Raw genomic sequence first — 18,118 nt, forward strand, 5'->3', positions numbered from 1 at the left:
AATAAATAATTGCCTTTAACTGAAAGGCGTGTTTATTTTAATATAACTCCAAATGAAAGCATAATTTTTTCATCATTTCGCGGAAATACCAATTCAAAGCAATGCTTAGAGCCCGATTCTTATCAGACTCCAAATGCTGAAACCTCTATATAATTCCCGAAAAGTGCGGTACAATTTCCGCAAATTTTTAACGATAGACAATCAATCAAGAGAATGACGACAACTTCCTACAGCTTATTCGCCGCCGATGAAAACGCAATGTGCCGTTTCGGTAAAACCTTTGCCGAAGCGATATTTCACACACATCCGACACAAGGCATTACGGTTTATTTAAACGGTGAATTGGGTGCGGGGAAAACGACGTTAAGTCGCGGGATGATCCAAGGTTTGGGACATAAGGGTAATGTGAAAAGCCCGACTTATACTTTGGTGGAAGAATATCGTTTAAACGAAAAAATTATTTATCATTTTGATCTTTATCGCCTAAGTGATCCCGAAGAACTGGAATTTATGGGCATCCGTGATTATTTTGCGCCGAATACGCTTTGCTTAATCGAATGGGCGGAAAAAGGTCAGGGATGGTTACCTGAGCCTGATTTATCCGTCAATATTCATTATGCGGAAAACGGACGCCGAATCGATCTATTCCCGACCACACAAGCGGGCGAACTTATTATTCAACAATTAAAATCAGCCGTTTAGTTATTTAAGACAATGAAGAAAACAGCCCTTTTTATTACGCGTATTTTAACCCTTTTTCTCACTTTTATTCCGGCAACTTTCGCCAATGTTTGGACTATTGCCATCGATCCCGGTCACGGCGGGAAAGATCCCGGTGCCATCAGTCGAAATTTGAAGATTTATGAAAAAAACGTCACGCTGTCCGTCGCCAATGAACTGAAAGCTTTATTGGATCGCGATCCGAACTTTCGTGCCGTATTGACGCGTCGCGGCGATTATTATATTTCCGTGCCGGAACGTTCCGAAATCGCGCGTAAGCACAAAGCCAATTATTTAGTTTCCATTCACGCCGATTCTTCCGAATCACCGTCCTTGCGCGGCGCGTCGGTTTGGGTGTTATCGAATCGTCGTGCCAATGATGAAATGGGGCAATGGCTGGAAGATCACGAAAAACGCTCGGAACTGTTGGGCGGTGCGGGTTCCGTGTTAGCCACGCATAAAGAAAAATATTTGGATCAAACCGTATTAGATCTGCAATTCGGGCACAGCCAACGCGTCGGCTATGAACTGGGTAGCATTGTATTACGCCGTTTTGCGCAAATCACCACGCTCAGCCGCAGCACCCCGCAGCACGCCAGTTTAGGTGTTTTGCGCTCGCCGGATATTCCGTCCATTTTGGTGGAAACCGGATTTTTATCCAATGACGATGAAGAAAAAAAATTAAATTCGCCGGCTTATCGCAAGCAAATCGCTCGAATTATTTACGAAAGTTTGGTGTATTATCGCCGTCACAATCTAAAAACCGACGTGAATATGCCGAAACAAGCTGCGGCAAATGTGAAAGAAAATGCAACGAAAGAAAATACCGCTAAAGATAACTCGGTAAAAGACAGCGGCATACGTCATACCGTAAAATCCGGCGAGAGTTTAGGCGGTTTAGCGGCGAAATATAATGTGAAAACCAACGATATTATCCGTTTAAACAACTTGAAACGACGCGATTTATGGATCGGTGAAAGCATTAAAATTCCGGATAACGGTAAAAATGCATTAAAAAATGAAAAACCGCAACAAGACAAAAAAGCGGCGAATGAAAAAGCCGTTCAAGATAAAAAAGCAGCGAACGATAAATCCGCCAAAACGGAAAAAACCGCGCAAACCGCCGGTAAAGACAAAAATCAAAAAGATAAAAGTGCGGTGAATAATGCGACAAAATCCGCACGATCAAGCAAAGATAAAACTAAATCGGATAAAACCGAGCCAAAAAATAAAGTGGATAAGGACAATAAAACCACGCAAAACGATAAAGATAAAAAAACCAAAGATGATAAAACGGTAAAAGAAATACCGAAATATCATACGATTCAAAAAGATCAAACGCTGTATGCAGTGGCGCGGGAATATAATATTCCGGTGAATAAGTTATTGAAATTAAACCCGAAATTAAAAGACGGTAAAGTCATCACGGGTCAAAAAATTCAATTAAAGGAATAAACGATTATGCCGATTCAAATTTTATCGCCGCAACTTGCCAATCAAATCGCCGCCGGTGAAGTGGTCGAACGACCGGCTTCGGTGGTGAAGGAATTGGTAGAAAACAGCTTGGACGCCGGCGCGAATCGGATTCAAATCGATATTGAAAACGGTGGTGCGTCGCTGATTCGCGTGAGAGATAACGGCTTTGGTATTCCGAAAGCGGAATTAGCGCTCGCTTTGGCGCGTCACGCCACCAGCAAAATTAGTCATATTGACGATTTGGATGCGATTCTGAGTCTCGGTTTTCGCGGCGAAGCCTTGGCAAGTATCAGCTCCGTTTCGCGTTTAACCCTCACATCACGCACGCAAGAACAAAGTGAAGCTTGGCAGGTTTATGCTCAAGGTTTGGAAATGGAAACCACCGTCAAACCGGCGTCACATCCCGTCGGCACGACGGTAGAAGTGGAAAACCTATTTTTTAACACGCCCGCCAGACGCAAATTTTTACGCTCCGATAAAACGGAATTCGCGCACATTGACGAAGTGATTCGCCGCATTGCCTTGGCGAAATCCGCGATTGCTTTCACGCTTACGCACAATGGCAAAGTCGTTCGGCAATATCGCAGTGCCTTAGACGACGCGCAAAAATTAAAGCGCGTTGCGGCGATTTGCGGAGATGATTTCATTCGCCACGCGCTACAAATTCAATGGAAACACGAGGATTTGCATTTGTCCGGTTGGGTGGCGTCGCCGACATTTTATCGTGCGCAAAATGATCTGAATTATAGCTATGTCAACGGCAGAATGGTGCGCGATAAAGTGATTAATCACACCATTCGACAAGCTTATGCCGAATATCTCGGCAACGAGCAATATCCTGCGTTTGTACTATTTCTTGATTTAAATCCGAACGAAGTGGATGTTAACGTGCACCCGACTAAACACGAAGTGCGCTTTCATCAATCGCGTTTAATCCACGATTTTATCTGCCAAGGTATTATCAACGCCCTTTCGTCGGAACAAGCGGAATTATTCGCTGCGCAAACAGCGGAAAATGTTGTTGATAACAGTGTGTCGGAAAACAAAAGTGCGGTAGAAAAAAACACGATTATGCCACCGTCCGTTGATTCAATATTCGAGGAAACTCATCGCGTCACACATCAAGTCAACGAGCCTACGCCACAATGGACGACAAAAAGCGCCGTGAAACCGAATCGCGCCGCTGCGGGACAAAATATTTTTGCCGACAGCGGAAAAAACGCTTCGAATTTTAACCGCACTTTTGCTTCATCCTTTAGTCATTCCGACGTGCCGAGCAAAACCGAACGGCAGGTTTATCGTGATCTATTGCAAGTCGAACCGCAGCAAAAAACCGAAATGCCGACGGCACAATCCACCGTTCAATCAATGCCGCCAGCCTCCGCCACAATGCTTTGTGCCTTGGCAATCGCGGATGATCGCGCCTTATTATTGCAGCAAGGTAAGCAATTTTATTTATTGCCGCTAAACCGGTTACAACAAGTTAAAATCGAATTATCCTTGCAACAATCGCCCGTCACGCAGCATCCGTTATTGATTCCGCTAATGTTTCGCTTAAATGACGAGCAATGGCAAGTTTGGTTACGGCAAAAAACGTTTTTTGCGCAAGCCGGTTTTGAATTTAACGAAAACGAGGCACAACAGCGCATTACGCTTAACCGTTTACCGCTTTGTTTACGCCGACAAAATTTACAAAAATGCGTGATTGCTTTATTAGACCGCACGATCGACACATTTTCGGCATTTTTAACCGCACTTTGCGCAGAATTAAGCTATGAGGATGTGAATATTTTCGCCGATGCGGTGAATTTATTAACGGAAACCGAACAATTACTCGCCCGACAATCCGACATACAGCTGACTTCCCTGCTGATTCCGATTGATTGGCGAATTTATTTAGATAAGACGAAATGACGACATCATCTCTGCCTCACGCAATTTTTTTAATGGGCCCGACCGCTTCCGGCAAAACGGATTTGGCGATTCGCCTGCGCCAAGCCTTGCCGGTTGAAGTGATCAGTGTGGATTCCGCATTGATCTATAAAGGAATGGATATCGGCACGGCGAAACCGAGCGCGGAAGAATTAGCGCTCGCACCTCATCGTTTAATTGATATTAAAGATCCGGCGCAAAGCTACTCGGCAGCGGAATTTCGTACCGATGCCTTGCGAGAAATGCAAGATATTACCGAACAAGGAAAGATTCCGCTTTTGGTCGGTGGCACAATGCTTTATTACAAAGCCTTGTTAGACGGGCTTTCACCTTTGCCTTCCGCCGATGAAAATATTCGCGCCGAAATTGAAGAAAAGGCGCGCCGTCTAGGTTGGAACGCATTACACGCAGAATTGCAAAAAATCGATCCTATCGCCGCACAACGTATTAATCCGAATGACAGTCAACGCATTAACCGCGCGTTGGAAGTGTATTATGTCAGTGGAAAATCCTTAACGGAATTGACCGCACTTAAAGGCGAAAGTTTGCCTTATCAAATCAGTCAATTTGCCATTGCGCCGCAAGATCGCGCCTTGCTACATCAACGCATCGAACAACGTTTTCATAAAATGATTGCGCAAGGTTTTCAACAAGAAGTAGAAAAACTTTATCAACGCGCAGATTTGCATCCCGATTTACCTTCGATCCGTTGCGTGGGTTATCGACAAATGTGGGAATATTTGCGCGGCGATTATGATCAGGAGGAAATGATTTTTCGCGGTATTTGTGCGACGCGCCAGTTGGCGAAACGGCAAATTACTTGGTTAAGAGGTTGGAAATATCCGCTGCAATGGCTGGACAGCTTGGAAATCGACAACGCCGCCCAGCAAATCGCGCAAACGTTAAAATAATTTAACGTCGATGATGACATTAAGAGAGATTATTGTTATATTGGCGTATCGGAGGCAAGGGAAATCCCTATTTTTGTTTAACATCATACTTGATTAATATAAGAAGGAAATAAAAAATGGCAAAAGGACAATCTTTACAAGATCCTTATTTAAATGCATTACGTCGCGAGCGTATCCCCGTATCGATTTATTTAGTCAACGGCATTAAACTTCAAGGACAAATTGAATCCTTCGACCAATTTGTTATCTTACTCAAGAATACCGTAAATCAAATGGTTTACAAACACGCGATTTCTACCGTTGTTCCGGCGCGCTCCGTTGCTCATCACAACAATCAAGGGCAAGGACAGCAACAACATCATAATCATATTCAAGAGGCACAAGCGGAATTAAATCCGGAAGGTCAAGCCGAATAATTTTGAATATTAAAACCCGCGATATTACGCAAAGTGCGGTGATTTCCGAGGAAATTTCCACTGCACTTTATTGTTCCTCGAATTTATCTGCAAACGCAAGCGATTATGATAATGCGATTGTGGTTCACGTCTTTTTTTCGCAAGTCAAAAATACGGATGATTTGCTGGAATTTCAAAATTTGGCAAAAGCGGCGAAAGTAAATATTCTTTCCACCATCACAACAACGCGCTCGACGCCGCAAGCAAAATATTTCGTCGGTCAAGGCAAAGCGCAAGAAATCGCCGATGAAGTTAAGCGCCTTGACGCCGATATCGTATTGGTGAATCACAGCCTGACGCCTGCGCAAACACGCAATTTAGAAAGTTTATGCGACTGTCGCGTGGTGGATCGAAGCGGATTGATTTTAGATATTTTCGCTCAACGCGCACGTTCTCACGAAGGCAAATTACAAGTGGAATTAGCGCAATTAAAACATTTATCCACGCGCTTGGTACGGCGAAAAACCGGACTCGATCAACAAAAAGGCGCGGTGGGTTTGCGCGGTCCCGGCGAAACTCAACTGGAAACGGATCGCCGATTAATTAAAGTTCGTATCGCTCAGCTGCAAAATCGTTTGGAAAAAGTCGAGAAACAACGTAATCAAAATCGCCGAACGCGGCAAAAATCCGATATTCCGACGGTTTCCTTGGTCGGCTACACTAATGCGGGAAAATCCACATTATTCAATGCTTTAACGCAAGCGAACGTGTATGCTGCCGATCAACTGTTCGCCACTTTGGATCCGACTTTGCGTCGATTGTGGATACAAGACGTCGGCGCAACAATCTTAGCCGACACCGTGGGTTTTATCCGCGATTTGCCGCACGATTTGATTTCCGCCTTTAAATCCACCTTACAAGAAACCGTGGAAGCCAGCTTGTTGTTGCACGTTATTGATTGCGCCGACAGTAGAAAATTAGAGAATATTCAAGCAGTTAATCAAGTTTTGGAAGAAATCCGCGCGCAAGACGTACCCGTTTTATTGATTTATAATAAAATCGATCAATTAGAAAATACGCTGCCGCACATTGAATATGACGATCAAAACAAGCCGCAAGCGGTTTATCTTTCCGCCCACGACGGACAAGGGCTGGATTTATTAATCGAAGCAATTCGCCAGCGTCTCAGCAATGAAATTTTAACCTTTGATCTTAAATTAGCGCCGCAGGAAAGTAAAATTCGTCATCGGCTTTATCAATTAAATTGCATCTTACAAGAACAAATTTCCGAGCAAGGGGAATTTCTACTCGCGGTGCGTATCGATAAAACCGAATGGCTGAAGTTGCTTAAACAATTTCCGCATTTGGCACCAATGCAAGCTTAAGCCGCTTTTTCTTGCGATTTTAAACGCCAAAGATCTGCCAAAATAATCACCGCACTTTCTAGTTGTGTTTCTGTTAAATCGCCGAATCCCATTGAAAATAACACTTTTCCCGCATAATCGATCGGATAAAGCCGAATACCCTTTTGTCGCGCCAATTCGCATAATTCGGCGGATGAACGCTTTTCTTCAAGCAATTCCACCAGCAAATAAAATCCGCAATGTTCGCCGTAATAACGCAGTTGATGTTTATAGGGCGCCAATAATTCGCACAACAGCTCCATTTTTTTCCGATAAATTTTACGCATTCGATGTAAATGTTTTTCAAATTCGCCTTGCTGCATAAAATTTGCCAAACGCTGCTGTTCAAAACGCGAAACGGAAGAATGAAAAAAATCAAAATTACGACGATAATGCGCAAGCAAAGTTTTCGGCAACACCATAAAACTCAAACGCAACGACGGCATTAATAATTTGGAAAAAGATCCCAAATAAATCACTTTCTGATTAAAATCAAGGCTTTGCAATGAAGGAATCGGCTTGCCTTTATAACGAAATTCGCTGTCGTAATCGTCTTCGATGATATAACGTTGTTCGGAACCACTCGCCCATTCCAATAGACGTTGGCGCTGAGTAATCGGCATCACTTGCCCGAAAGGATACAAATGCGACGGCGTTAAAAACGCGACATTCACATTTTGTTGTGCCAGAAACGACAAATCCACTCCGTCATCTTGCGGGTGAATCGGCATTTTTATCACCTTTTTGTCGTATAAATTCAACAATCGCTCCACTTTCGCATAACCGTAATTTTCCATTGCGTAAGTAAAATTTTGTTGCGGATAACATTGATCGAATAACAAAATCAGCTGTTGTAAACAACTTTCCACTCCAGCCGCGATAACAATTTGTTCCGCGTCGCAATGCACGCCGCGCGAGGCGAAAAGGTACGCGGCAATTTCATTGCGCAGCGTCCAATCGCCTTGATTATCGCCCAAACCGAGCAATTCGCGGCGATGAAAACCAAAACAATTTCGACCGCACTTTTTCCAGCGTTGCAAAGGAAAATTCGCCGTGTCGATTTGGTTCGGATTAAAATCAAACGTCACCTTTTCCGCACGCAAAAAGTGCGGTGTTTTTTGATGATATTTTTCGCCTTCAAATTCCAGCTCCGCCTGAAAGCACACAAAAAAACCTTGTCTGGCTTGGGATTGCACATAGCCTTCCGCCGAAAGTTGATGATAAGCGCTTTCCACCGTATTTTGGCTGATTTGCAAATATTCGCATAAGCGCCGTTTCGAAGGCAAACGCTCGCCGAGCTTTAATTCCTGCCGACAAATCGCCTGCTTAATTTGCTGATAAAGTTGCAAATAAAGCGGAATATCTAGATTTTTATCCAAACGATAATTCAATTTTTCCATTCTGACCTCATTAATTTGATCGATTCTGACACTTTTAATCATATCTGAACTTTATCAAAATGACGACCGATTTATTTTTTAACCATAACATTTATGAATAAGGATGCAAAAATGACAACAATTTTAGGTTCTGAAACCGTTAAACGCGGTATGGCGCAAATGCAAAAAGGCGGCGTGATTATGGATGTGGTTAACGCGGAGCAAGCGCGTATTGCCGAGGCTGCCGGCGCGGTCGCCGTAATGGCGTTGGAACGCGTTCCCTCCGATATTCGCGCGGCGGGCGGTGTCGCCAGAATGGCGAATCCCAAAATCGTCAAAGAAGTAATGACTGCGGTGAGCATTCCCGTAATGGCGAAAGCGCGTATCGGGCACATTACGGAAGCGCGCGTATTGGAAGCGATGGGCGTCGATTATATTGACGAAAGCGAAGTGTTGACGCCTGCTGATGAAGAATTTCACTTACGCAAAAGCGATTTTACCGTGCCTTTCGTGTGCGGCTGTCGCGATTTGGGCGAAGCCTTGCGCCGCATCGGTGAAGGTGCTTCAATGTTGCGTACCAAAGGCGAACCCGGCACCGGCAACATTGTGGAAGCGGTGCGTCATATGCGCAAAGTCAACGCGCAGGTGCGTAAAATCGTGGCAATGAGCGCGGACGAATTAATGACCGAAGCGAAAAATCTCGGCGCGCCTTTCGAATTATTATTGCAAATCAAATCCTTAGGTAAACTTCCCGTCGTCAACTTTGCTGCAGGCGGCGTCGCCACACCGGCGGATGCAGCGTTAATGATGGAATTGGGCGCGGACGGCGTGTTCGTCGGTTCCGGCATTTTTAAAGCGGAAAATCCGGAAAAATTCGCCAAAGCGATCGTCCAAGCGACAACCCATTATCAAGATTACGATTTGATCGCCCGCTTGTCCGAAAAATTGGGCGAACCGATGAAAGGCTTGGAAATCAGTCGCCTAAGCCCGGCGGAAAGAATGCAAGAACGCGGTTGGTAAAATGAAAGATTATTCTTCTTATCGAATCGGCGTGCTTGCTTTGCAAGGCGCGGTGTCAGAACATTTGCGCCAAATCGAAGCCTTAGGCGCGCAAGCCGTGGCGGTGAAAAAAGTCGAACAACTGGACGAATTGGATGCGTTAATTCTCCCCGGCGGCGAAAGCACGACCATCGGCAGATTAATGCGACTTTATGGTTTTATCGATGCTATTCGCCGCTTTTCAGCGCAAAATAAACCCATTTTCGGTACTTGCGCCGGAATGATTTTATTAGCTAAATCACTGGAAAACGACGAAACCGTGCATTTGGGCTTAATGGATATTTGCGTGCAACGCAATGCGTTCGGGCGACAAACCGAGAGTTTTCAAACGGATTTGTCGGTCACGGGATTGGCAAAACCGGTGCCTGCGGTATTTATCCGCGCGCCCTTTATTCGCGCGACGACCTCAAGTGCGGTAGAAATTTTGGCAGAATTCGAAGGACACCCCGTGTTGGCAAAACAAAATCATTTGCTCGCCTGCGCCTTTCATCCGGAATTAACCGATGATCCGAGCATTCTGCGCCTGTTTTTAGAGATGATTTAGAAAAAAATTCGTCGGCATTTGCGCTGACGAATTCTTTTTGCTTGACTATTTTCCGATACCGTATTGCTTTAATTTGTTCGCAATCGCCGTATGCGATACGCCTAAACGTGTGGCGAGTTTGCGCGTGCTGGGATATTGTTCGTAAAATTTACGCAACACCATCGCTTCAAACTTATTCATAATTTCTTCCAAAGTCTCATTGGCAAATTGTTCCACGTTGACCGGCAAAATTTCTTGTTCGATTAAATTTAAATCGGCGATGGATAATTGATTATTTTGTGCCAACGAACAGGCACGGTATAGCGTATTGTACAGCTCGCGCACATTGCCCGCCCAAGGATAACAACGCAAATAGGCGATAAATTTTTCATCAAAGTGCGGTGCTAAAATGCCGAGTTCTTGACTGATTTGCGCAATAAAAATACGGGTCAGTTCTTCAATATCTTCTTGGCGCTCGCGCAACGGCGGGATATTCAAATTCAATACATTTAAACGATGAAACAAATCGCCGCGCATTTTGCCTTCTTCCACATAATGCTGCAACGGTACTTGCGAGGTACAAATCACCCGGACATTGGCGTAATGTTCTTTTTCTTCACCGACACGGCGGAAAGTGCCGTCGTTAAGAAAGCGCAATAATTTCGCTTGTAAAGGCAGAGGTAATTCGGCAACACTATCCAACAGCACCGTGCCGCCGTCGGCATATTCAAAAAAGCCGATGGCGGGATTATCTTTATCCGCGCGACCGAACATTTCGCTTTCGGCGTCTTCGCTCGGCAAACCGGCGCAGTTTACGGCGATAAATTTATTGTCTTTACGCGCACCGAACCGGTGGCAGGCTCTGGCGATAAGATCCTTTCCCGTGCCGGTTTCACCTTGTATTAACAACGGTGCGTCAAGCACGGCGAATTTTTTGGCATTTTCCACCAAAGTGCGCATTTTATCGCTTTGCGTGACAATATCGTTAAAGGAAAGAATTTTTGCCAACATTTGCTGATCCTTACTTAAATTAATTGTCTTTATTGTAAACTTTTTACACAAAATGTAAAGTTTATTTTACAGATTAAAATAATGCCAAAAAACAACCGCACTTTAAGATGACACATTCGATTTTTGTTTGATCTTCTCTCCGCCCAAAATCGTTTGTTTTAAGGTGGTTAACAGTTCTTTTTGGATCACCGACAAACGCGGTTTTTCATCGGCTTCGAATAATAGCGGGCGGCAGAATTCCATCGCTTTAATACCTAAACGCGCGGTTAATAAACCGACACCGATACCTTGTGCCGCGCGCGCCGAGAGTTTTGCGGTCAGATCTTGCGACAGCCAATCCATTCCGATATCTTGCACGATTTCCGTGGCACCAGCGAACGCCATATTTAGCAACACCATTCGTAATAAGCGAATACGGCTGAAATAACCTAGCTCGACGCCGTAAATTTTCGCCAATCGATTAACCAAACGAATGTTGCGCCAAGCAATAAAAAACATATCCACCAGCGCTAACGGGCTGACCGCAACAATAACGGCAGATTCCACCGCACTTTTGCTAATGAGTTTTTTCGCTTGTTGATCCAAGGGCGCCAACACCGTGCGACCGAACAGCTGCGCTACTTCTTGTGCGGAATAAGCATCGTTGAAATGCTTTTGCCATTGCTGCATTTCCGCTGTTTGCGGGTCTATGTTCATTGTCTCGGCAATCGCCAAACATAACGTTTTACCCTGTTCTGCACCTTGCTCGACAGAATCTTGCTTAAAATCCACCGCACTTTGACGCAATAATCGAGCGCTTTTTTCCTGCAAAATCATTCGGCGTTTCAGTTTCACCAAACGTCGCCATTCTTTCACAATCGCGCCGATGCCCAATACCACGACGGAAAACGCCACCAACGCAAAAGCAAAATAAATCCACTGATGTTGCATCCAAGTATCCACCAGCCATTGCACGGATTGCGCCACCGTCGCGACGCCGAATAAAACTGCTGTACCGGCTAAGATTTTTTTCCACCAACGCGGTTGAGGACGTAGGATCCGTGCCATATTTTCTTCGGTTTCTTGGTTTGCCGACGGCTCCGTTTGCAGTATATCCGGCTCGATATGCACTTGCGTCTGATCGAATTCTTGCTTGGCGATAAATTCGTCGTCCGCCGGTTCTTGCGACAAATGATCGACATCAAAAATTTGTTTTTGCATATTCTTTCCTAAATAACTCGCTTGTTAATCCAACTTATCCGCCAGCAAAAATTGCAGCACGGCATCCATTCTTAAATGAGGGATCGGTTCACCAACTTCCAGTGTTTGCGGTTCAAATTGATCAAAATCGAATGTTTGTCGCTGCCAGAAATCATTATTCGGCAATTTGCTCGGCACAGAACCGGGATACAGCGTGACTTTTTGCTTATCTTTCGAACGCACGCCTTGGATCGCTTTAAAGGTTTTGCCATTTTGATTCACTGTAACTTGTTGCGTGGCGCGAATCGCGGCGATTGCCGTATATTCCGTGCGAATGCCTTCATATTCCGCATAACGCCCGCCTTCTTGCACTAATTGGCGCATTAAGCTGATTAAATTCGGTAGTTGATCGTTGGTGATATGATCCGCTTTGGTGGCGATAAACATTAATTTGTCGATCTTCGGCGAAAACAAGCGATTAAGCAAAGTGCGTTTTCCATAATGAAAATTGCCGAATAATTGGTGCAAACCTTCTTGCATATCGTGAAACGCTTGTCGGCTGTGATTTAACGGGGTAAGACAATCCGCCAAAATCACTTGGCGATCGAAGGTGGAAAAATAATCCCGATAGAATCCGTTGACGATATGCCGACGATAATAATCGTATCGTTTGTTCAACACGCCGAAATAACTGTCCGCTTTCGCCGTGGTTTTAAGCTGTTGCCATTGGGTCGGCGTTAAATGTATTAACGGGAAAAATTGAAGCGCCGGCGCGCCTTCCAACTCGCCCGGTAAGACGAATCGTCCCGGTTGAATAAAATGTAACCCGCGCGCTTTGCAATCCGCCAAAAACGCGGTGTAATCTTTGGCAATTTGCGCCAAAATATCTTCATCGGCAACGGCATTCAAATCGCATTTTTGCAGTTTTTCCGTCCAAATTTTCGCCGATTCGGCGCGTTGTTCGTGGTTCATTAAGACTTGTTGCTGTAATGACCACTGCATATAATCCAGTTCCAACAACGGTAAATCCAGCAGCCATTCACCGGGATAATCGAAAATATCCAAATATAAAGTGCCTTTTTCCTTCAAATGACGCATTAACCCGTTACGACGTTGATAACGAATCGCTAAGCGAGTTTCACTGACGCCGCGCGTCGATTGCGGCCAAACGGCAGGCGTTTGCATTAAATCTTTGATATTGGCTTCATAATCGAATCGCGGAATATTCAAATTCAGTTGCGCAATGCGTTTTACGCCGCTAATGGAATGATTGCGTGCTGCTTCGAAAAGCGCCAAATGGCTGTTATCCGTTTGATTGACGGATAACAGTTGGTTGATAAAACTGGTGATAAAGGCGGTTTTACCGCTGCGACTTAATCCCGTCACGGCAATGCGCAAAGTGCGGTCGAAACCGCGGTTGATTATATCGTCCAGTTCTTTTTGAATATAATTAAACATTTTTATTTCTATATTTTGTGAATATATCTTACAATCTTTCTATAATTTATCACAAATATAGGTTGTATGTTTACTAGAAAAATCCTTGTTTTCGTTCTCGCCGCCCTCTTATCGATGCTGATGAATCAAGCAATCGCGGCGCCGAAAATTCCGGAAATTTTAACCCGTAACGGACTGATTTATTGCACCCACGCCGGTGGTTTTTCCTTTAATCCGCAAACCGCCGATGCGGGAACCAGTATGAATGTGGTGACGGAACAAATCTATAATAAATTATTCGAAATTAAAAATAACAGTGCGGTGCTTGAGCCCGTGCTGGCGCAATCCTATCAAATTTCGGAAGACGGTAAAACCATTACCATTTATTTGCGCAAAGGCGTGAAGTTTCACCACACCGATTGGTTTACTCCGACGCGGGATTTTAACGCCGATGATGTGGTGTTTTCGCTCAATCGCGTGCTTGGTCATAATATGGCATTGCCGACTTTGGACACGAATCCGACCACCTATAAAAATCCGCAATATCAAGTTTTTCACGAACAAGCGAAAAAAGTGCGTTTTCCTTATTTCGAAAGCATTAAACTCAATGAAAAAATCGAATCGGTTAAAGCGGTTAATCCTTATCAAGTGCAAATCACTTTATTCGAACCCGATGCATCGATTTTGTCCCATTTAGCCAGTCAATATGCGATTATTTTCTCGCAAGAATACGCGTTGCAATTAAACGCTGATGATAATTTGGTACAGTTGGATATTCTGCCGGTCGGCACCGGGCCTTATCAGGTGAAAAATTATTTCCGCAATCAATATGTCAGATTAGTTAAAAATGAAGATTATTGGAAAAAAGAAGCCAAAATCGAAAATATTATTATCGATCTTTCCACCGATAAAACCGGACGATTAGTTAAATTTTTAAACGGCGAATGTCATATTGCCTCTTATCCGGAAGTCAGTCAGTTGGGTTTGTTGAAAAAATACAACGAAAGATATTACATCAAATCGACGGAAGGAATGAATTTATCTTATTTAGCGTTTAATTTCGAAAAACCGCAAATCAGAGACGTAGATTTGCGTCGGGCGATTTCGCAAGCCATTGATCGCAATCGAATTATTAGTGCGATTTATCATAACACGGCGACGGTCGCCAATAATATCATTCCGAATATTTCTTGGGCGGCGACCATCAATACGCCGGATTTCGCCTATGATTATAATCTTGATAAAGCGCGAAAATATCTGCAAGAGAAAAAGTTAACCCTAAATATGTGGGTATTGAATGAAGAACAGGTTTATAATCCGTCGCCGATCAAAATGGCGGAATTAATCAAATCGGATTTAGCCGAAGCAGGTGTAAAAGTGAAAATTCGCGCTGTCACGCGCACCTATTTAATTCAACAATTACGTAATCGTAGCGAAGATTACGATATGATTTTAACCGGTTGGTTGGCGGGAAATTTGGATCCGGATAGTTTTATGCGACCGATTTTAAGCTGCGGCACGGTAAACGATATCACTAATTTATCGAATTGGTGCTACGCGCCTTTTGAACACGCAATGAACAAAGCGCTAAGCACCTCGAACCTACGCGCGCGCGCCAATGCGTATAATATCGCACAAGAATTGATTTTGGCGGAAGTGCCGATTATTCCGTTGGCGAACGTGAAACGGGTGTTGGTTGCCGGCGCCCGCGTGCAAGGCATTGAAATGACGCCGTTCGGCAGTATTAATTTCGCCACTTTATCTTATCGAAAGGAGAATAAAAAATGATCTTTTCGTTCTTTCGTCACCTTTTGCTACTTTGCATTACCTTGCTAATCATTTCGTTGATCAGTTATGTTATTTTAATGCGTGATCCGCTTAATAGCGTGTTGGCGACACCGCACTTTTATTCCGGTTATCTGTTTTATGTGCGCAGTTTATTGCAGGGAGATTTCGGCATCAGTTATAACGGCGGCGAATCGCTCAAAGATTTAATTCTTACCGTGCTCCCGCCGACATTGGAACTTTGTTTCAGTGCGATTTTATTGGCAATTTTATTCGGTATTCCGCTCGGGTTACTCGGTGCGACGCACAGCAAACATTTTATCGGCAAAACGATTCGAACCGCCTCCGTATTAGGTTTGTCTATGCCGGTTTTTTGGCTGGCGCCGATTTTGCTATATTTTTCTGCGACGCAAGGCTGGGAAATTTCGGCAATCGGGCAATATAATTTACTTTACGAAATCAAACCGATCACCGGTTTTCCGATTATTGACGTGTGGTTTATTAATGAACCCTATCGCATTAAAATTATTCAAAATGTGTTACAACATTTAGTGTTGCCGACCTTGGTGTTGATGATTTTACCGACAATGGAGATCATCCGTATCGTGCAACAACGCGCCGAATTTTTGTTCGAACAAAATTATATTAAAGTCGCCGCAACCAAAGGTTGGTCGCAGTGGAAAGTATTACGCAAGCATATTTTAAGAAATACGCTACCGCTCATTATTCCGCAAATGACTCGTCTCTTCACTTTAGTGATCGCGCAATGTATGTTGGTTGAAGGCACATTCGGCTGGCCGGGTATCGGACGTTGGCTGATTGACGCAGTGGGAGTGCAAGATTACAACAGTATTTCCGCCGGTATTATCGTCATCGGTTTGTGCATTATTATCGTCAACCTGTGCGTTGAAATTATCACCTTTATTTTAGATCCGTTGAATAAGAAGGGTTGGTATGCAAGATAGAGAACCGGAAGATTTTCGCGAAACCGCCGTATTACGCAATATTTGGGCGATATTTCGCCAAGATAAAGTGGCGCTTGCCAGCTTTTATTTATTTATTTTGCTGATTTTGACCGCACTTTTTAGCCCGCTTATCGCGCCTTATTCGGCTAACCAACAATTCGTCGGTTTCGAATTAATGCCGCCCTCTTGGGTGGAAGGCGGAAAAATCGGCTTCTTTTTCGGCACGGACGACATCGGGCGCGATTTGCTCAGCCGTTTAATTATCGGCACGGCTTACACCTTGGGTTCGGCGCTGATCGTCGTGATTTTTACCGCGATAACAGGCGGCATTCTCGGCATTTGGGCAGGAATGTCGCAAGGCATTAAATCGCGCATATTAGGTCACTTTTTCGATGCCTTTTTATCAATTCCGATCTTGCTCATCGCCATTATTATCGCGACATTAATGGAAGCCAGTTTAATGAACGCAATGCTGGCAATTACCTTGGCGTTATTGCCGTATTTCATTCACGAAATTTATCAAGCGGTGCAACAGGAGTTAAAGAAAGAATATATTCTAATGCTTCGTCTTGAAGGCGCATCGGATTGGACGTTGCTACGCGAGACCATTTTGCCGAATATTTATGTGCAATATATTCGAGAGATCGCACGTGCTTTTACTATCGCCATTTTAGACATCAGTGCGTTAAGTTTTATTTCTTTGGGTGCGCAACGTCCGACACCGGAATGGGGCGCAATGATCAAAGATTCGTTGGAACTTATTTACCTTGCGCCTTGGACGGTCATCCTGCCCGGTATTGCGATTATTATGACGATTTTAGTCGGGCTGATTCTAAGTAACGGGCTGTGTAAAGCCGTCGAAAAATATTATGAATAGGAAATAGCAATGGCTTTACTGGATATTCGCAATCTTTGCATCGACATTAAAACGCCTTCGGGAAAAATTCGCATTGTTGACAATGTGAATTTGACCCTGAACGAAGGTGAAATTTGCGGTTTGGTCGGCGAATCCGGCTCAGGGAAAAGCTTAATTGCCAAAGTGATCTGTAATGCGGTCAAAGATTCTTGGATCGTCACCGCCGATCGTTTTCGATTTCACGATGTGGAATTATTGAAATTAAGCCCGAATAAACGTAAAAAATTAGTCGGCAAAGAAATCTCAATGATATTCCAAGAACCAATCGCCTGCTTGGATCCCAGCCAAAAAATCGGCAAACAAATCATTCAAAATATCCCCGCGTGGACGTTTAAGGGTCGCTGGTGGCATTGGTTCGGTTGGAAAAAACGTCGTGCGATCGAATTGCTGCATCGCGTCGGGATCAAAGATCATAAAGATATAATGGGTAGTTATCCGAATGAAATTACCGAAGGCGAAGCACAAAAAGTGATGATTGCAATGGCGGTCGCTAATCAACCGCGCCTGTTAATTGCCGACGAACCGACAAATTCCTTGGAATCCATTACCAAAGTGCAAATTTTTCGTCTGTTATTAAGTATGAACCAAAACCAAGGCACCTCGATTTTGTTGGCAAGCAATGATATTCACAGTATCAGCGATTGGTGCGATTCCTTTACCGTGCTGTATTGCGGGCAAAATGCGGAATCCGGCCCGAAAGACAGCATAATGGAAACGCCGCATCATCCTTATACGAATGCGCTACTTCATTCGATTCCGGATTTTAAACAACCTTTGGCGCTAAAAAGCCGATTAGGTACATTGAAAGGCACGGTGCCACTGTTGGAACAAATGCCGATCGGTTGTCGTCTTGGACCGCGTTGCCCTTTTGCGCAAAAAAAATGCGTGGTTAAACCCTTGACCCGACGAATAAAACAGCACGAATTTGCTTGCCACTATCCGCTGAATTTAAAAGAAAAGCAACGTTTGGAAAAAGACGACGCGGCCGCGCCGCTTGTAGTTAATAAAAACGATGATAAGGAATAAA

16 protein-coding genes are annotated in these 18,118 nt (G+C 44.2%); 12 read left to right on the forward strand and 4 right to left on the reverse strand.

Annotation, left to right across the window (positions count from 1 at the left end; translation table 11 throughout):
- Window positions 1–213: 213 nt before the first annotated feature.
- The 6 genes from tsaE to hflX all read left to right on the forward strand — a co-directional run bounded on the left by tsaE (window position 214) and on the right by hflX (window position 6,819).
- A complete protein-coding gene (tsaE, locus tag CVP04_RS05230; RefSeq protein ID WP_100296469.1) occupies window positions 214–702 on the forward strand; it encodes a tRNA (adenosine(37)-N6)-threonylcarbamoyltransferase complex ATPase subunit type 1 TsaE in 489 nt (162 codons plus the stop codon).
- A gap of 12 nt (window positions 703–714) precedes the next feature.
- The gene (locus tag CVP04_RS05235; RefSeq protein WP_100296470.1) at window positions 715–2,175 is read left to right on the forward strand and encodes an N-acetylmuramoyl-L-alanine amidase; all 1,461 of its coding nucleotides are present in this window, start codon (window positions 715–717) and stop codon (window positions 2,173–2,175) included.
- Window positions 2,176–2,181: 6 nt separating this feature from the next.
- Window positions 2,182–4,110, forward strand: coding sequence for a DNA mismatch repair endonuclease MutL (gene mutL / locus CVP04_RS05240; protein WP_100296471.1), 1,929 nt, complete (start codon window positions 2,182–2,184; stop codon window positions 4,108–4,110).
- Window positions 4,107–5,039, forward strand: coding sequence for a tRNA (adenosine(37)-N6)-dimethylallyltransferase MiaA (miaA, locus tag CVP04_RS05245; RefSeq protein ID WP_100296472.1), 933 nt, complete (start codon window positions 4,107–4,109; stop codon window positions 5,037–5,039). The genes mutL and miaA overlap by 4 nt, the downstream gene beginning before the upstream one ends.
- A gap of 116 nt (window positions 5,040–5,155) precedes the next feature.
- Window positions 5,156–5,455, forward strand: coding sequence for an RNA chaperone Hfq (hfq, locus tag CVP04_RS05250; protein WP_100296473.1), 300 nt, complete (start codon window positions 5,156–5,158; stop codon window positions 5,453–5,455).
- An 8-nt stretch (window positions 5,456–5,463) separates the two neighbouring features.
- On the forward strand, window positions 5,464–6,819 hold the full coding sequence (hflX, locus tag CVP04_RS05255; RefSeq protein ID WP_207761617.1) for a ribosome rescue GTPase HflX: 1,356 nt from the start codon (window positions 5,464–5,466) through the stop codon (window positions 6,817–6,819).
- Here hflX and pdxR read toward each other — a convergent pair.
- Window positions 6,816–8,237, reverse strand: coding sequence for a MocR-like pyridoxine biosynthesis transcription factor PdxR (gene pdxR / locus CVP04_RS05260; protein ID WP_100296495.1), 1,422 nt, complete (start codon window positions 8,235–8,237; stop codon window positions 6,816–6,818). The genes hflX and pdxR overlap by 4 nt on opposite strands.
- A 111-nt stretch (window positions 8,238–8,348) precedes the next feature.
- Between pdxR and pdxS the strand changes: the two genes are divergently transcribed.
- Window positions 8,349–9,236 (forward strand): pyridoxal 5'-phosphate synthase lyase subunit PdxS, encoded by an 888-nt coding sequence (gene pdxS / locus CVP04_RS05265; RefSeq protein WP_100296475.1) that lies wholly within the window; start codon window positions 8,349–8,351, stop codon window positions 9,234–9,236.
- A 1-nt stretch (window position 9,237) separates the two neighbouring features.
- Window positions 9,238–9,819 (forward strand): pyridoxal 5'-phosphate synthase glutaminase subunit PdxT, encoded by a 582-nt coding sequence (gene pdxT / locus CVP04_RS05270; protein ID WP_100296476.1) that lies wholly within the window; start codon window positions 9,238–9,240, stop codon window positions 9,817–9,819.
- Window positions 9,820–9,864: 45 nt separating this feature from the next.
- On the opposite strand, the gene CVP04_RS05275 is transcribed toward pdxT, so the two are convergent.
- The 3 genes from CVP04_RS05275 to CVP04_RS05285 all read right to left on the reverse strand — a co-directional run bounded on the left by CVP04_RS05275 (window position 9,865) and on the right by CVP04_RS05285 (window position 13,446).
- Window positions 9,865–10,809 (reverse strand): sigma 54-interacting transcriptional regulator, encoded by a 945-nt coding sequence (locus CVP04_RS05275; protein ID WP_165772776.1) that lies wholly within the window; start codon window positions 10,807–10,809, stop codon window positions 9,865–9,867.
- 102 nt (window positions 10,810–10,911) lie between these two features.
- Window positions 10,912–12,009 carry a YcjF family protein gene (locus tag CVP04_RS05280; RefSeq protein ID WP_100296477.1) on the reverse strand — a complete coding sequence of 366 codons (1,098 nt, stop codon included), beginning with the start codon at window positions 12,007–12,009 and terminating at the stop codon, window positions 10,912–10,914.
- Window positions 12,010–12,033: 24 nt separating this feature from the next.
- A complete protein-coding gene (locus tag CVP04_RS05285) occupies window positions 12,034–13,446 on the reverse strand; it encodes a YcjX family GTP-binding protein (protein WP_100296478.1) in 1,413 nt (470 codons plus the stop codon).
- Between the two features lie 114 nt (window positions 13,447–13,560).
- Between CVP04_RS05285 and CVP04_RS05290 the strand changes: the two genes are divergently transcribed.
- The 4 genes from CVP04_RS05290 to CVP04_RS05305 are packed head-to-tail and all read left to right on the forward strand — an operon-like array spanning window position 13,561 to window position 18,117.
- A complete protein-coding gene (locus CVP04_RS05290) occupies window positions 13,561–15,213 on the forward strand; it encodes an ABC transporter substrate-binding protein (RefSeq protein WP_243385103.1) in 1,653 nt (550 codons plus the stop codon).
- Window positions 15,210–16,175, forward strand: coding sequence for an ABC transporter permease (locus CVP04_RS05295; protein ID WP_100296480.1), 966 nt, complete (start codon window positions 15,210–15,212; stop codon window positions 16,173–16,175). Before CVP04_RS05290 ends, CVP04_RS05295 begins: the two co-directional genes overlap by 4 nt.
- Entirely contained in the window at window positions 16,165–17,052 is an 888-nt protein-coding gene (locus CVP04_RS05300) for an ABC transporter permease subunit (protein ID WP_100296481.1), read from the forward strand. The genes CVP04_RS05295 and CVP04_RS05300 overlap by 11 nt, the downstream gene beginning before the upstream one ends.
- 9 nt (window positions 17,053–17,061) lie before the next feature.
- The gene (locus tag CVP04_RS05305; protein WP_100296482.1) at window positions 17,062–18,117 is read left to right on the forward strand and encodes a peptide ABC transporter ATP-binding protein; all 1,056 of its coding nucleotides are present in this window, start codon (window positions 17,062–17,064) and stop codon (window positions 18,115–18,117) included.
- Window position 18,118 lies beyond the last annotated feature (1 nt).

Origin of the sequence: Caviibacterium pharyngocola, assembly GCF_002795405.1 — a bacterium.
GTDB classification, from domain to species: Bacteria; Pseudomonadota; Gammaproteobacteria; order Enterobacterales; family Pasteurellaceae; genus Caviibacterium; species Caviibacterium pharyngocola.

Coding starts and splice junctions, on each gene's coding strand:
- tsaE (WP_100296469.1), top strand. CDS start 214: ATGACGACAACTTCCTACAGCTTATTCGCCGCCGATGAAAACGCAATG.
- CVP04_RS05235 (WP_100296470.1), top strand. CDS start 715: ATGAAGAAAACAGCCCTTTTTATTACGCGTATTTTAACCCTTTTTCTC.
- mutL (WP_100296471.1), top strand. CDS start 2,182: ATGCCGATTCAAATTTTATCGCCGCAACTTGCCAATCAAATCGCCGCC.
- miaA (WP_100296472.1), top strand. CDS start 4,107: ATGACGACATCATCTCTGCCTCACGCAATTTTTTTAATGGGCCCGACC.
- hfq (WP_100296473.1), top strand. CDS start 5,156: ATGGCAAAAGGACAATCTTTACAAGATCCTTATTTAAATGCATTACGT.
- pdxR (WP_100296495.1), bottom strand. CDS start 8,237: ATGGAAAAATTGAATTATCGTTTGGATAAAAATCTAGATATTCCGCTT.
- pdxS (WP_100296475.1), top strand. CDS start 8,349: ATGACAACAATTTTAGGTTCTGAAACCGTTAAACGCGGTATGGCGCAA.
- pdxT (WP_100296476.1), top strand. CDS start 9,238: ATGAAAGATTATTCTTCTTATCGAATCGGCGTGCTTGCTTTGCAAGGC.
- CVP04_RS05275 (WP_165772776.1), bottom strand. CDS start 10,809: ATGTTGGCAAAAATTCTTTCCTTTAACGATATTGTCACGCAAAGCGAT.
- CVP04_RS05280 (WP_100296477.1), bottom strand. CDS start 12,009: ATGCAAAAACAAATTTTTGATGTCGATCATTTGTCGCAAGAACCGGCG.
- CVP04_RS05285 (WP_100296478.1), bottom strand. CDS start 13,446: ATGTTTAATTATATTCAAAAAGAACTGGACGATATAATCAACCGCGGT.
- CVP04_RS05290 (WP_243385103.1), top strand. CDS start 13,561: ATGCTGATGAATCAAGCAATCGCGGCGCCGAAAATTCCGGAAATTTTA.
- CVP04_RS05295 (WP_100296480.1), top strand. CDS start 15,210: ATGATCTTTTCGTTCTTTCGTCACCTTTTGCTACTTTGCATTACCTTG.
- CVP04_RS05300 (WP_100296481.1), top strand. CDS start 16,165: ATGCAAGATAGAGAACCGGAAGATTTTCGCGAAACCGCCGTATTACGC.
- CVP04_RS05305 (WP_100296482.1), top strand. CDS start 17,062: ATGGCTTTACTGGATATTCGCAATCTTTGCATCGACATTAAAACGCCT.